The 13,813-nt window shown below is 44.9% G+C and carries 15 protein-coding genes; 5 read left to right on the top strand and 10 right to left on the bottom strand.

Annotated features, from left to right (window positions below):
• Positions 1 to 124: 124 nt before the first annotated feature.
• On the bottom strand, positions 125 to 1,237 hold the full coding sequence (locus DY78_RS14515) for a protein kinase domain-containing protein (RefSeq protein ID WP_024623920.1): 1,113 nt from the start codon (positions 1,235 to 1,237) through the stop codon (positions 125 to 127).
• A gap of 67 nt (positions 1,238 to 1,304) precedes the next feature.
• On the opposite strand from DY78_RS14515, the gene DY78_RS14520 reads away from it, so the two are divergent.
• The 3 genes from DY78_RS14520 to DY78_RS14530 are packed head-to-tail and all read left to right on the top strand — an operon-like array spanning position 1,305 to position 2,773.
• Positions 1,305 to 1,691, top strand: coding sequence for a DUF4064 domain-containing protein (locus DY78_RS14520; RefSeq protein WP_024623919.1), 387 nt, complete (start codon positions 1,305 to 1,307; stop codon positions 1,689 to 1,691).
• 9 nt (positions 1,692 to 1,700) lie between these two features.
• Positions 1,701 to 2,294 carry a DUF4352 domain-containing protein gene (locus DY78_RS14525; protein ID WP_024623918.1) on the top strand — a complete coding sequence of 198 codons (594 nt, stop codon included), beginning with the start codon at positions 1,701 to 1,703 and terminating at the stop codon, positions 2,292 to 2,294.
• Positions 2,295 to 2,338: 44 nt separating this feature from the next.
• Complete coding sequence (locus tag DY78_RS14530; protein WP_024623917.1) at positions 2,339 to 2,773, top strand: hypothetical protein; 435 nt, start codon at positions 2,339 to 2,341, stop codon at positions 2,771 to 2,773.
• Between the two features lie 52 nt (positions 2,774 to 2,825).
• On the opposite strand, the gene DY78_RS14535 is transcribed toward DY78_RS14530, so the two are convergent.
• From DY78_RS14535 to croR, 7 genes are all read right to left on the bottom strand, one after another.
• Entirely contained in the window at positions 2,826 to 3,542 is a 717-nt protein-coding gene (locus tag DY78_RS14535) for a sulfite exporter TauE/SafE family protein (protein ID WP_024623916.1), read from the bottom strand.
• A 417-nt stretch (positions 3,543 to 3,959) separates the two neighbouring features.
• Positions 3,960 to 4,301 (bottom strand): AzlD domain-containing protein, encoded by a 342-nt coding sequence (locus DY78_RS14540; RefSeq protein ID WP_024623915.1) that lies wholly within the window; start codon positions 4,299 to 4,301, stop codon positions 3,960 to 3,962.
• A 20-nt stretch (positions 4,302 to 4,321) separates the two neighbouring features.
• Positions 4,322 to 5,104 carry an AzlC family ABC transporter permease gene (locus DY78_RS14545; RefSeq protein WP_024623914.1) on the bottom strand — a complete coding sequence of 261 codons (783 nt, stop codon included), beginning with the start codon at positions 5,102 to 5,104 and terminating at the stop codon, positions 4,322 to 4,324.
• Positions 5,105 to 5,252: 148 nt separating this feature from the next.
• Entirely contained in the window at positions 5,253 to 5,750 is a 498-nt protein-coding gene (locus DY78_RS14550; protein ID WP_024623913.1) for a GNAT family N-acetyltransferase, read from the bottom strand.
• Positions 5,751 to 6,502: 752 nt separating this feature from the next.
• Positions 6,503 to 7,834, bottom strand: coding sequence for a D-alanyl-D-alanine carboxypeptidase family protein (locus DY78_RS14555; protein WP_024623912.1), 1,332 nt, complete (start codon positions 7,832 to 7,834; stop codon positions 6,503 to 6,505).
• A gap of 64 nt (positions 7,835 to 7,898) precedes the next feature.
• Positions 7,899 to 9,059: a sensor histidine kinase gene (locus DY78_RS14560; RefSeq protein ID WP_024623911.1), complete on the bottom strand. Its 1,161-nt coding sequence runs from the start codon at positions 9,057 to 9,059 to the stop codon at positions 7,899 to 7,901.
• Positions 9,060 to 9,074: 15 nt separating this feature from the next.
• Positions 9,075 to 9,764: a response regulator transcription factor CroR gene (croR, locus tag DY78_RS14565; protein ID WP_024623910.1), complete on the bottom strand. Its 690-nt coding sequence runs from the start codon at positions 9,762 to 9,764 to the stop codon at positions 9,075 to 9,077.
• Positions 9,765 to 10,405: 641 nt separating this feature from the next.
• Here croR and DY78_RS16250 point away from each other — a divergent pair.
• Positions 10,406 to 10,567: a hypothetical protein gene (locus DY78_RS16250; protein ID WP_156093487.1), complete on the top strand. Its 162-nt coding sequence runs from the start codon at positions 10,406 to 10,408 to the stop codon at positions 10,565 to 10,567.
• A 95-nt stretch (positions 10,568 to 10,662) separates the two neighbouring features.
• Here the strand turns inward: DY78_RS16250 and guaB are convergent, their stop codons facing one another.
• Positions 10,663 to 11,814, bottom strand: a complete 1,152-nt coding sequence (gene guaB / locus DY78_RS14570) for an IMP dehydrogenase (protein WP_024623909.1) — start codon at positions 11,812 to 11,814, stop codon at positions 10,663 to 10,665.
• Positions 11,815 to 12,087: 273 nt separating this feature from the next.
• Here guaB and DY78_RS14575 point away from each other — a divergent pair, with 273 nt between their 5' ends.
• Positions 12,088 to 12,597 carry a hypothetical protein gene (locus DY78_RS14575; RefSeq protein WP_024623908.1) on the top strand — a complete coding sequence of 170 codons (510 nt, stop codon included), beginning with the start codon at positions 12,088 to 12,090 and terminating at the stop codon, positions 12,595 to 12,597.
• 483 nt (positions 12,598 to 13,080) lie between these two features.
• On the opposite strand, the gene DY78_RS14580 is transcribed toward DY78_RS14575, so the two are convergent.
• A complete protein-coding gene (locus DY78_RS14580; RefSeq protein WP_024623907.1) occupies positions 13,081 to 13,809 on the bottom strand; it encodes a DUF1129 domain-containing protein in 729 nt (242 codons plus the stop codon).
• Between the last annotated feature and the right edge of the window lie 4 nt (positions 13,810 to 13,813).

A 13,813-nucleotide genomic window follows, 5' to 3' on the forward strand; every position in this document is an offset into this window, starting at 1 on the left:
AAGCTGATCTTTTTTGTCCGAACAGCGTTCGGATTAATTTTACAATCTACCTAATACCTTTAAAATTATGCAACCAGCATAAGCTTTTTAAAATAATTCGCTATATCCTATAGAAGTGGTTCAGTTATAGCTTACCGCCCCACCAACTGGCGATGTCACCGGTGCTTGCTAGCAGCACGATGATTAAAACGACTTCGCCGGCCCGTAACCAGCCGCGATAGCGATGCCAGTTAACTTGGGGAAACTGCTGATATAGCCACCGATTTAACAGATGGGCTAACACGGGTGTCCCAACTAAAGCGATACTTTCGAGTAAAAACGCTAATTGGTCACGCCAGTTATCAGTGCCGAACAGCGTCGTGGCAATGATCAACAGCCAAAAAATGGCGTAAGTAATCCACAGCGCCCGTTTCACATAGGGATAGGCCTTGAGCCACGTGGTGTGCAGCCATGGCCAAGTCGGTAAAGTTACCGTTGGCAAATGGCGCTTGGGCTTAACTGTTAGCTGAACTGGTAACGCTTGGCGCATGTCAATTGCGGTCTGATAACGTTGTTGCGGATCTATCGCTGTTGCTTTTTCAATTACTGGTAGCCACTGGGGGGCGGTGGTCAGTTGATTGGTGACGGCTTGGCGACTGTCGGGAATTTGACCGGTCAACAAACAATTTAAAACAATGCCCAGTGAATAAATATCACTACGGCCGTCTGTTTGAGCGAACCCATAGTTTTCCGGGGCCGCAAACCCAGTGGTCCCAAGTAATCGGGTATCACTGCTTTGATTCACTTGCTGCTTTCTCGCGGCACTGACATCAATTAAATAATAGCGGTCACGGCTAATCATGATATTGCTGAGCTTTAAGTCACGGTGCACGATTCCTAGTGCTTCTAAGTGTTGCAAACTTTGGAGCAAGTCCCGGGCCACCCGGTTAACTTGAACCGGTGAAAAAGCACCGTTGACTTGCAATGCAGCGGCTAACGTTTGACCGTTAATTAACGTTTCTACGGTTACGAGACAGTCATTATCAGCCAAAACAGCTTCAAGCTTTGGCATCAATGGCGTCGGGTGGTCCGCCAGTTGTGTTAACACCGGTTGATCAGCCATCGTCGCAATTTTAGCCACATAAACCACTTGATTTTTTTGCACTAATAACGGGAATTCATGTCCGGTCAACACTGGACCTAACGGCGTATATTCGGCCGCACTTAATAATTGCATCGCCGAAACAATAGGCAGCATGGCGACCATCCTTTCTGGGGAAATTTTCACTAGTACTTATCATAACCAAACATTTGGAGGAATTACAATGGCAAAACAAACAATTATCGATGAAAATGGACAAAAATATGTCAAACAAGTCGCTGACGCGAACCGGTCACGGACTGCCGAACTAGTTTTAGGAATCATTGGCGGCATCTTCGGCATGATTGGCGGCGTCTTAGCGATGACGATTGGCAGTATCGGGAGCGCCTTAAGCGCAAGCGGTAGCGGCACCATCATGAATCTCGGCTGGGGCTGCATCGGCGTCTCGGTCCTCGCCATCATCTTATCAGCGATGATCAATAAAAATCATAAAGTGATGGGCTGGTTAATCATTTTATGTGGCGTTTTAAACATCGTCTTCGTCAGTTACTTCGGCATTTTGAGTGGCTTACTCATTATCATTGCCGGCGGTTTAGCATTAAGAAAGTAGGCAACCACAATGGCTAAAAAAATTATCAACGACCAAGGTGAAACTTACGTTGCGGTTAAACCGTGGTATAAAAAATGGTGGGTCTGGGTATTAGCAGTTATCATCGTCATTTTCGGTTTCAGTATGCTAGGATCTAACGATGATGATACGAACACCGCTAGCACCACTTCAAGCGCCAAGCATGCCAGCAGTGCTAAAACGAGTAAATCAGCGGCCAATCAAGTTTACAAAGTCGGCCAAAGTGCGACGATTGACGGCATTAAATTGACCGTCAACAGTGTCAAAACAGCCACGAGTTTAGATGATTACACCAAACCAAAATCCGGCAACCAATATTATACGGTTAATGTTACCCTTAAAAACACTGGTAAAGAAAAGGCTGACTACAATTCATATGATTTTGAAATTAGCTCTAACGGTAATCGGACTGATTTTGATGAAATCAATACTGACGATGACAACACGTTGGATAGCGGGAGTTTATCGCCTAACGGTACGGTGAGTGGCGACTTGATTGGTCAGGCAACTAAGACTGGCGCCGTCAAATTGATTTATACCCCGAACTCGTTAAGTGACGCGCACCGGACCTTCCAACTCCGCTAATTTCTGGTACACTAGTCCTAAACGGCATTAGGAGGGTTGAGCGAATGACTGAGCGCAAAACCGAAGAACTATTAAACGAAATTACCCACGCTAAAGGGGCTGACCAATTCATGACCGACGAAGCAAGTAACTTTGTCCATTTCGAACCAGCCGAATACTTAGTGGAACTATTGCAAATCAAACATCAAACACGCAGTAAAGTCTTACAGGCCGCTAATATCTCAACAGGTATCGGTTACCAATACTTTGACGGCAAACGCCGCCCAAGCCGCGCTCGCATCATTGCCCTGGGATTTGGCTTTCAGCTGACCCTAGCAGAGATGAATACGATGCTAAAACGGACCGGCTTTGCCGCCCTCTATGCCAAAGATGAATGGGATGCCCTCATCATCTTCGCCTTAGCGCAACACTATGATTTGAATAAGACTGACGAGCTGTTATACGAATACGGCTTAGGCACTATCTCGGCTGATAATTAAACTAATAAAAACGACTGACAAATTTGGAGTTTGTCAGTCGTTTTTAGTTACGTCAGAAAAATAAATAGTACAGTCCACTCACGCCAATGAACGCATAAATCCCCTTGCGGACGGTGTCCATCGGCAATTTTGGCAGCAGCCGCGCCGCAATCATCGTGCCAATAATGGCGCCGACCATTCCAATCAACACATCCGGAATCACTGCGGGGGTAATAATGCCATTCATGACTCGCACCGACGTGATATAAACCACATCAATCAAGAAAAACGTCTGCAAGTTACCAATATATTCGCCAGTCGTGGTCGATAACGATAAAAAGTACAAGGCCATCAACGGTCCCCCAATCCCAAACAGGCCATTGAAAAAACCGGAGATAATCATAAAGATGCCGGCCACAAACCACGGATACCGTTGAGTGCCCGCTTGTTTTGACACGGTAAAATAAATTGCTAAACAGACTAGTAAGCCCCCGAGCAAGGTCCGCAACAACTGTACATCCAGCACTTTCCCCAAATGCACCGACCAGGCCGCGACACTCGCATAAATTAAAAACGGCACAATAATTTGCTTGAAGTGCACATAGCGGTGATATTTCCAAACCAGTGTCACCACGCTAGCGCACATAATCAATCCCGCGACCCCCGCCGCTTGTGACATCGGCAAGAGCGACGGCAAAAAGATCATCATAGTAATCGCCGCGCCAAAGCCGGTCAATCCTTGGACCAATCCCGCCAAAAATCCCGGCAACATGACTAACAGCCACGTCATTTATCCCCACCTACTCTCTCATTTATGTAGCGTTTGGCTGCTCAGCCCAGTTACCAGTTGAGCTGACCGCAACGCATATCGTTTAGTCTTACTAGAACGATAACCTTATTTATTATTTGACTAAACAACCGGTAAACTTTCGGTACAACATTGTTTTAAAATTGGGATGCATCTAGCAGTTGGCTGACCCGTAATGGAAGCGTCCTGAAAGTGGCGTTAACGGGCGTCTTTGGGACGTTTACACCACGGACGTCTTTTGAGACTTGCTTTTTAGGCTCAAAAGCGAGGTCCAAGACCGCTTCTCAGGCTTGGGCCGGTCCCAGCACGCTGGAATTACGGGTCAGCCAACTGCGACAATTCGGCCAACTATAAAAAAATGGCGAACTAGTTGCCCAGTTCCCCAAGGTAATTCGTAATTTAGATGTGTAAAACTAACACGAAGATCATGACCGAAACTAGGCCAACTACGACTGAAAGTGTCATTGACCGGGTTCGATAGGCAATCACCCCAACTAAAATCGCTGAGATAATCATCCCGAGATTTCCAGAAGTCATGATTTGATATTTACTATCAATAAAGACGCTCTTTACAACTAACGCCGTAAATAACGATACCGGCACAAAGCGCATCCATTCGTTAAACCATTCCGGAATCTTCCGCTTCGTGAAAAACAGTAATGGGAAGAACCGTGGGATGAATGCCACAATGGCACAAAAGATGACCAACCAAAAGTGGTCCATACTACTCATCGAACTCATAACAAAAACCTCTCTGTACCTTACTTGTCAGCTTCTTCATCCAACGGACGCGTTGGGTCATGAATCGTATAAAGTAAATGACTTTCTGGTTTATGTGCTAATAGGTGGCGTTCGACGAAATAGCCCGCAAATGATGCCAATAACGTGGCGACGACTAATCCTAACGTACTCTTCATCCAAACAAGGAAGGAAATGGTTAAAACCCCAGATAACGCACAGACTAAAATTGTTAAGCGACTTTTTGTTTGCATAATTGCCATATAAATAAATAACGCCGTTAACGCAAAATCAACAACACTTAAATTGATGGTTAACGCACTACCAATCAGACTACCGATAATATTGCTGACAGTCCAAAATAATAGTGAATAATGTTCAACTAATAAGGCTTGTTTCGGTTGCCAATGCTTATCCGTCGCAAACTTCAAATAGTTGACCGCATAATTTTCGTCGTTCATGGAAAATGCGAACGCAAAAATAAACGGTAACGGTTGCCCCTTTAAATAACGTGACAAACTTGAACCTAATAATGCATAACGCAGTTCCAAGAAAAACATCATCAAAATAATCGTGGTCATTGGTGCATTAATCGTTAACATCGATGCAATTAAAAATTGGGCACCACCGGAAAAGACCATCACTGAGATTAACGCCGTCAGTAGATGGTTGAACCCAGCGGCATGTAGCAAGACCCCACAAGCTAGACCAATGGGAATATAGCTAAGCCCAAGTGGCATTACGGTTCGTAATACCATTAACCAATTTGGCTCGTTCTTTTTCACCAAGAATGCCTCCAGTACCATACCAGCAAAGAATTCTAGCAACATTGTTTGATGTCTATTTGTTTAGACATTCCGAAATTAATTTTAACATGTTTCTAGTGGCAATCCTACCTTAAACATTAGATTGTTCGGCTATCCGGCAAATGAAAACGTTTACTTATACATTTTCTTAATCAAAATGCTTCCCCAAAATGACTAAATCATTTGGTCGGTGATCCAGTTCCGCAACAGCGGGCAAGAATCCCCACTGTTCGTAACCAAACTTTTTAAATAATTTGATACTTGGCATATTGCTCGAGAAAATATAAGCTAGTACGGCAGTTAAGCCGAGTTTTTTAACTTGGTCCGGAATCATTTCCAGCACTTGACTCCCCAAGCCTTGACCTTGAACATTCCGGTCTAAGTAAATTGAGACTTCCGTCGTTTTCGCATATGCTTCACGGCCATAAAACGGTGAAAAGCTCATCCACCCGACCACTTGATCAGCTTGCAAAACGACCCACAGTGGATAATGATCCGCTGAATGTTCCAAAAACCAACTGCGCCGCTGTTCCACCGTCACCGGCTTCAAGTCCGCAGTAATTTGATGACCGGGAATCGTTTGGTTATAAATATCCACAATCACTGGTAAATCTGACATAGTCGCTACCCGTAGTGTTACACCCATGTTTACCGAACCTCCATTTCAACACTCTTTTTTATTATGTAATTCGTTTCTATTATACCGTTAATCATAAAATCACAACATTAGTTTTTCAATTTTAGTCCGCCTCCAGCCAATTGCGAGGCCACTGTGGCGCACCCGCGAAGCCAAAAAGCGGTCTTCGCAGCGGTTGGCTGCCTGGAAAACCACCAGTCAACCAACACGGCGCATGTTCTAAGCGGCCTGAGAAACACCCGCTAAGAACATCGACACAGTGACCTCGCAATTGGCTTCCGACTCCGTGAATAATCAATTTCAACATTCTAACTGTAATGATACTAGTTTAAGTTCTAATATCCTGAAGCCTTGCAAATGTCGATACCGGTCAAATGTCTACCATTGCAAATACATTGCTCATGATTACAACCGACTAATCATAAATGGCCAGTGGAAATAGTAAACACCATAAAATAACAAGGAATACCATAATTTTATATGCTTCATGTTATTTTAAAGCTAAGCTGAAATTAGCAGTTGGCCGACCGTAATGGAATCGTCCTGAAAGTGGCGTTAACGGGCGTTTTTTGCCCGTTTACACCACGGACGTCTTTTGAGACCTGGCTTGGGGTTCAAAAGCGAGGTCCAAGACCGGTTCTCAGGCTTGGACCGGTCCCAGGACGATGGAATTACGGTCAGCCAACTGCGGCAATTTACTGCTAAAAAAAGCGAGCAACCATCAATTGATGATTGCTCGCTTAATCAAGGTTTAGAACTGATTAGAACCAGCTCTTAATCCCGCGCCACATCCGAACGAAGATGTTGGCTTTTTCGATTGATTTCTTAGGTGTGACATTAACGGTCATGTTCTTACTCTTAGTCCCGTTAACGACTTTAATAGCCGTCTTGTTTAAGTTCAAGGTTGCCGTCCCGACGGTCTTACCATTTTTAACTGGCGCTTGTAGCTTGCCATTGGTCGTGGCTTTCTTGTTCAAGCTGACCGTCCCATTAACGTCAGAAGTGGCCGTACCCGTTGGCACGTAGATCTTCGTGGCGCTACTGTTGGAAACTAAGCTACTTGTCAAAGCTTTCCCATCTTGAACGGATACGGACTTAACGCCTTTGATACTGCTGTTCTTGTTCAAAGTCGTTGTCGTAAAGTTGTGGTAAACATATGACATAATTTGCGCGGTTTGCGTGAAACGTTCCGTCCCACTATCGTTAGCGGCACCCGCGTGCATCACCACTGTGATAATCCGGTTACCGTTGCTAAACTTGACCGTCCCAGTAAAGGCATTCCCAGCCTTGGTGGAGGTCCCGGTCTTCAAACCATCAACTGGTAAGGCGGAATAATGTTTAACTAACCCTTTTAACATGTAGTTCCGGTTGTCCATCTTCGTTGCGGAACTCGTCCCTTTTTCGAACCAAGCATGCGCAATGCTGGACGTCTTCAAGACTTCAGGATATTTGGATAATAACTTTTGCGCGACCGTGGCCACGTCTTGGGCTGACATCATGTTTTCGGTTGAACCGGAAACGTTGCTGTAACCAATCGTGCTCCCAACTTCTTTGTTGGTTAACCCACTGGCGTTGATGATGGTGGCATCGGTAATCCCAAAGGACTTCGCCGTCTTACGCATCAAGTCAACGAACTTATGAGGCGACCCAGCCACCGCATCCCCTAACGCTGTAATCGCAGCGTTAGCGGAATAGATTTCAGTGGCGTTGTATAATTGGCGCACGGAATAAGTCTTCGTGGATAATAATGGCACGTTGGCATATTCGGTATTTTGACTCATCTTAGCGACGGCTTTGCTGACGCTAATCTTTTGGTCCCATGATAACTTACCTTCATGGATGGCCTTTAAAACTAAATAAGTACTCAACATCTTCGTCATAGACGCAATCGCCATCGGCTTAGTGCTGTTCTTATCATATAAAATTTGACCAGTCGAAGCATCGACCGCAATCGCTGCTTTCGCTGAAATCGATGGGGTGCTTGCCGCTTGAGCATCAATCGTGCTCGTGGCAATCCCTAAACCTGTCGTGGTAAACGTGACTGCCGCTACTAAGGCAATCATGACCTTCTTTAACTTTCCCGCAAATGTCATTTCTCAAATTATCCCTTTCCTAAATGCTAGTTTAAGTTTAAATAATTATGCCGGTTGAAACAAGTTAATTTGTGATTTTTTGCTTAGATTTTGTTAATGGGTGATCATGCTTCACGGGTAAGTGCAACACGAAGCTCGTCAGTTCGTCATCACTTTGCGCATAAATGTAGCCACCATGGTGTTGCACGATGCTTTGCGCAATGGCTAAGCCCAACCCCGAGCCGCCCGTGGCTTTAGAACGCGAACCTTCCACCCGATAAAATCGTTCGAATAACATACCCAGCGAATCCGCGGGAATCCGCTCCCCGTCATTCGACACTTTAATCACAACTTCTTCACCGCGTTGTTCAGCTTGCAGCATCACCTTCTTAGCGCCGGTACCGTATTTAAAAGCATTGGTAATCAAATTATTGAAGACCCGCCCTAATTTTTCAGCATCCGCCTCTAAGTAAATCGGTTCAGTCCCACTCTCAACGCTAATCGTTAAATCTTTTTTATTGGCTTCCAACTCAAAACTAGCCGCTAACTGCTCCAACATCGCCGTTAAATTCAAGCGATTGATGTTCAGCGGCGTTTCAGTTTGCCGGACTTTGGTGTATTCAAATAAGTCTTCCACCAAAGATTTCATCTGCGTGGCCTTTTCATACGCAATATGCGTATATTTCACCAAATCTTCTTCCGACTGGTATTGGTGATTCTCAATCAATCCCAAATAACCAATAATCGACGTCAAAGGCGTCCGAATATCGTGACTAACGTTCGTAATCAGCGCATCCTTAGAACGTTCGATCTCCCGTTCTTCGTCCATCGAATGAATCGCTGAATCTACTAACGCATTGACACTTTCGACAACTCGTTGCGTGTCACCCGTTAAACTAAAGTCAATGCGGTGGTCAAAATGACCGGCCGCAATATAATGCAATTCACTAATAATATGCCGTAATTGCATCTGCTTATACCGCCGAATTAAGCGCCAGTATAAAACAAACCCATCGGCGACGACCATTAAGGCAATAAATAGATTTTCATAACTCCATAATTGGTAGTTATTGGGGCCAATTTTAATCGACCGTTTGATTTCAAAAATCCCATTTTGCAAACCAGGATTATGCGCAATGGCGCTATTAATCAGCACCACGACCGACAAGTTTAAAAGGAGTAGCAAGATAACGGTAACTACTCCTTCAAAAAACAATTCACTTTTTTCGCGACCAGTTAATTTCAAAAGCTAACCCCACTATTAGCGCGATTCAATCTTGTAACCAACGCCCCAAACGGTTTGAATCACTTTTTCGCCGTCCGTAGCTTCTTCGATCTTATCACGCAAATGACTCACATGGACCATCACAGTTTTAGCTGAAACAATACTTTCTTGTTGCCAAACTCGTTCAAAAATATCATCCGCCGAAAAGACCCGGTTCGGGTGACTAGCTAGCAAGTATAAGATACCAAATTCCAAGGCCGTTAATTGAATGTCCTTACCAGTTAAGGTTTTGACTTCATGGGAATCTTTATTAATCGTCAATGGGCCAATATCTAAGACATCGGGTTCGTTAGTAGTGACGTTATTTTCAGAACGCCGTAACAATGACTTAACCCGCGCCATGATTTCCAACGGATTAAATGGCTTAGTCACATAGTCATCAGCCCCGGTAATCAAGCCTTGAATCTTATCCATATCACCAGTTTTAGCTGATAATACTAAAATTGGCAATTGGGAATCCTTACGAACTTCCTTAATCACTTCAATCCCATCCATTTCCGGCATCATGATATCTAAAATCATGAGCGCAATGTCAGGGTTAGTATTTAATTTCGTCAAAGCTTCCTTACCGTTATAAGCACTAACGGGTTCGTAGCCTTCGTTTTTTATATATATTTCTAATAGTTGTGCAATTTCTTTGTCGTCATCGACTACTAAAATTTTCATATGCGAGGTCTCCTTAAGTAATTCTGTCTACATTCTACCAAAAAGTCGGGTAAACTTGGCGGTTAACGGCTTTTTTTAGGGAAAACGCAAATATTAGAGCGTGGTCGACACCGGGTAGCTGCTGAGCATTAGCCGATGTTGCCAATTACCCGGTGGGCTTCCGGGTAGTTGGTGACATCCGCTAAGCGCAGGCCGCTGGTGTTGACCACGCGTTTCGACTATATAGATAAGTACGCCATAATGTGGGTTTGGCATTGTGGTGGTAGCGTAGCAAGCGGAGGGTACTGGCGCTGGGAACGCGTTTCGACACCACTGCCAAGTACGCCGGTGGTTTTCCCGGGTGGTTGGCAATATCCGCTAAGCGCAGGCCGCTGGTGTTGACCACGCGTTTCTACTACATAAATAAGTGCTGTATCCAGTAGTCTTTACCGACCACCATTAATAATTCATACAGGCAACAGAAACTGGCGGTTAGTAATTTTGAGGCTTATAAAATTAAGTCTAAATCTATTCTTCAATATCAGTATTTCTATAAGTAATCAACTATAACAAGCCAAATCACATATAACCAAATGACACCATGGCAAATTCAATAATCACTATTTCCATCAAAAAGCCATTCGAGTTGTGGGTCAGCGGTAATGGAAGCCGCCGTGCAAGTGGCGTTAGTCCGGCATGGGTTTCGCCGAACTTACGGCATCGACATCTTTGAAGATTGGCGGGTTGGGCCAAGCTTCAAAGTGAGGTTCGAGACCGCTTCTCAGGCTCGAACCGGTCGCCACGGCAGCTGGAATTACTGCTGACCCACAACGGCAACCTACTACTACCCCTCCCTGTCCACAAGAACACAAAAAAAGCCGAGGAAACTGAATTCCCCGACTTAATTGATTTAACCTGATTACCCGTTAACGGAGTAGTTAGGTGCATTTTTAGTAATTTGGATTTCATGTGGATGTGATTCACGTAAACCGGCACCAGAAATTTCAACGAATTGGGCGTTGTCGATTAAGGCTTCGATGTCCTTAGCACCAACGTAGCCCATCCCTGAACGTAAGCCACCGAGCATTTGGAAGATAATGTCATTGACACTCCCCTTAAATGGCACGCGGCCTTCGACACCTTCTGGCACTAACTTATTGGCTTCATTGACGCCACCTTGGAAGTAACGGTCAGATGAACCGTGCGCTTGTGACATGGCCCCAACAGAACCCATCCCACGATAGAATTTGTATTGACGACCGTCATCAAAGACGACTTCGCCAGGTGCTTCTGTCGTCCCGGCTAACATGCTCCCAAGCATAACGGCGTTACCACCGGCAGCTAAGGCTTTGACGATATCACCAGAGTACTTGATCCCACCATCAGCGATGATTGGCTTACCGTATTCACGGGCGACGCTAGCAGCATCGTAAACGGCCGTTAATTGAGGAACCCCAACACCCGCGACGATCCGCGTGGTACAAATTGAACCAGGGCCAATCCCAACTTTAACAACGTCAACGCCGGCTTCAAATAAAGCACGGGTAGCTTCAGCAGTCGCCACATTCCCAGCAATTAACGTTTGCTTAGGAAAATGCGCGCGAATTTCTTTAATCTTCCGTAACACCCCAGCGGAATGACCGTGCGCCGTATCAATGACGATGGCATCGGCACCAGCTGTAAATAAAGCTTCCGCCCGGTCAAAGGTATCGCTAGTGACCCCCACGGCCGCTACGGCTAATAGATGGTTATTAGCGTCAACGGCAGCATGTGGATGGTCGGCGTCTTTTTCGACGGCTTTAACTTTGCTAACTTCTTCAGCTTGCGCTGCAATGCTTAAGTTCTTATGGATAACTGCTAAGCCACCTTGGTTAGCCATGGCAATTCCCATTTCAGCTTCAGAGACCGTATCCATCCCTGCACTAATAATTGGAATATTAAGTTGCAAATTATCAGCAAGTTTCACACCTAAATTAACTTCATTCGGTAAAACATCACTTGCGGCCGGAATTAATAGTACATCATCAAACGTATAACCTTTTTTTCCAAACTTTGTATCCCAATTAGACATTGATTGTTAGCTCCTTATGGTTTTATTTTTATCGTTAAAGGTAACAAAAGATTTGTATAAATGCAAGGACCAGGCGTAATTTTCAGCGATTTATTATTTTAACCGCAATCCGTGGGTTCGTTACTTTGTGAAGTACGTCCCTCACAAAGATGAGTTAATTCATTATAACTTAATTCACCCTTTTCGCAATGTAAAAGTAACGATATTTTTAATTATTACGCGTTAACCTTGTCCATGGTCGCCGATGCGTCTAGGCTAGGAGTAACGAAAAAAATGAAGGTAGAAATTATGCGAGCAATTATTATTGGCTGGTGCCTCTTATTAGGCATGTGTCTCATTAGCCAGATTCGCGTTCAAGTTCAAAATAGCCGTCTACCGCTCGCCGTGGTCGGGGCGGAAGCCCAAAGTCACTTCATGGCCGCGACGACGCGACCGGGCAAGTTATGGCGTCAAGGGCAGCGTGCTTTAATCGGCATGCGGTTACTGAGTGGTTGTGCGTTATTGGCATACGGTTTAATTTTAACGTTCAGCACGGATTATCTCGATTACTTATGGCTCAACGCTTTGTGTATCGCGGCCTTGCTTGGTATTACCGTGATGGCCCTGTTAGCCATCAGCGCTTTTGACACGTTACGCGACTTGCAACAACAATCCGGCTTAGTCTTTTTAGCCGAACAAACCATTACCGGCACAAAAATTTGGGCAATCTTCGTCTGGGTATTATTAGGGTATGCCACCTTTGGGATTGGCATCTGGTACAGCCTCAACTACTTTGCGTTTTAACACGCAAAAACTTTTGCTAAGAAATTGAAATTAGCCGGTCATAATATCGACCAATTTTAAAAATCCAGCAAAATCAAAAACATACAAAAATGGCGCGACTACAAAAAATTGTAATCGCGCCATTTTTATATCATCAGTCTAGTTGTGGGTCAGCGGTAACGGAAGTCGCCGAGCTTACACCACTTGCATCTTGGCGGTTCTTTCTTAAAGTCGGTTATTAACGGCTAATTCTTGATTAGGACAACCGTCATCGAAAATGTTCAATCACAATTTCATATACTTAACGTTATTTTCAAACTGTGCTGAAATTAGCAGTTGGCTGACCGTAATGGAATCGTTCTGAAAGTGGTGTTAACGGGCGTTTTTGGTCCGTTTACATCACGGACGTCTTTTGAGACTTGCTTTTCAGGCTCAAAAGCGAGGTCCAAGAACGATGGAATTACGGTCAGCCAACTGCGGCACTTTCGCTGTCACCACTACTATTTAGAACAAACTAGTCGTGATATTGTATTTACGTTTTAACCAGAGACGGAAGCCAAAGACGATGGCCGCAATCACGAGATAGAGCGCGGGTGATAAGGATGGGTTCATCGCCGTTGGTAAGGCCGCCGTGGTCGTAAAGATTAACATCCAAACGATTACGGCTACTACTGACCAGAGAATCTTCTTCCACATGGCCACTTTCGGCTTCTTCTTATTTGGCATCATGTATTCAAACAACTTCGAGACCCCGAGGCCCCCAACGATGGACGTCACTAAAATGGCGGTAATCCCGTTGGCGCCTTGAGCATTTTGTTGTTGCGTCTTGCTAAAGAAGCCAATCGCCCCGTACATCAAGCAGAAGATCATGAACAACATTAACCCGTTATCTAACGAGGTAATCCAGTAATTCGCTTTCGCTTGTTCTTGCGGGTCTTTCTTCGGCCCTTCAACAATCACTTGGGTGCGTTCTTGCACCGTCCCGTATAATTGACGCGCCGTGGTCCCCTTATGTTGTTCGGCTAACAACGTTTGGACCATTTCGTCCAAGGCGGCGGCCTGCTTTTCACTAGTTAATTTGGTTTCAGCTAATGATTTGCGCATTTGACGAATGTATTCGTCATTACGTTTCGTCAGTTCGGTGGCATCGCGCAGTGGCCGTTCGGCAGCTTGAATTTGCTTAGCGCCGGCTTGGGCATTGCGGGGTGTTTTTGGTGTTTCGCTTTCACTCACGAGC

It is taken from the genome of Lactiplantibacillus fabifermentans DSM 21115, assembly GCF_000498955.2.
GTDB classification, from domain to species: domain Bacteria; phylum Bacillota; class Bacilli; order Lactobacillales; family Lactobacillaceae; genus Lactiplantibacillus; species Lactiplantibacillus fabifermentans.

Bases quoted from the DNA above. Each gene is read 5' to 3' on its own strand.
- DY78_RS14530 (WP_024623917.1), top strand. From the start codon at position 2,339: ATGACTGAGCGCAAAACCGAAGAACTATTAAACGAAATTACCCACGCT.
- DY78_RS14520 (WP_024623919.1), top strand. From the start codon at position 1,305: ATGGCAAAACAAACAATTATCGATGAAAATGGACAAAAATATGTCAAA.
- DY78_RS14555 (WP_024623912.1), bottom strand. From the start codon at position 7,834: ATGACATTTGCGGGAAAGTTAAAGAAGGTCATGATTGCCTTAGTAGCG.
- DY78_RS14540 (WP_024623915.1), bottom strand. From the start codon at position 4,301: ATGAGTTCGATGAGTAGTATGGACCACTTTTGGTTGGTCATCTTTTGT.
- DY78_RS14550 (WP_024623913.1), bottom strand. From the start codon at position 5,750: ATGGGTGTAACACTACGGGTAGCGACTATGTCAGATTTACCAGTGATT.
- DY78_RS14575 (WP_024623908.1), top strand. From the start codon at position 12,088: ATGAAGGTAGAAATTATGCGAGCAATTATTATTGGCTGGTGCCTCTTA.
- DY78_RS14545 (WP_024623914.1), bottom strand. From the start codon at position 5,104: ATGGTACTGGAGGCATTCTTGGTGAAAAAGAACGAGCCAAATTGGTTA.
- croR (WP_024623910.1), bottom strand. From the start codon at position 9,764: ATGAAAATTTTAGTAGTCGATGACGACAAAGAAATTGCACAACTATTA.
- guaB (WP_024623909.1), bottom strand. From the start codon at position 11,814: ATGTCTAATTGGGATACAAAGTTTGGAAAAAAAGGTTATACGTTTGAT.
- DY78_RS14515 (WP_024623920.1), bottom strand. From the start codon at position 1,237: ATGCTGCCTATTGTTTCGGCGATGCAATTATTAAGTGCGGCCGAATAT.
- DY78_RS14525 (WP_024623918.1), top strand. From the start codon at position 1,701: ATGGCTAAAAAAATTATCAACGACCAAGGTGAAACTTACGTTGCGGTT.
- DY78_RS16250 (WP_156093487.1), top strand. From the start codon at position 10,406: ATGGAAGCCGCCGTGCAAGTGGCGTTAGTCCGGCATGGGTTTCGCCGA.
- DY78_RS14535 (WP_024623916.1), bottom strand. From the start codon at position 3,542: ATGACGTGGCTGTTAGTCATGTTGCCGGGATTTTTGGCGGGATTGGTC.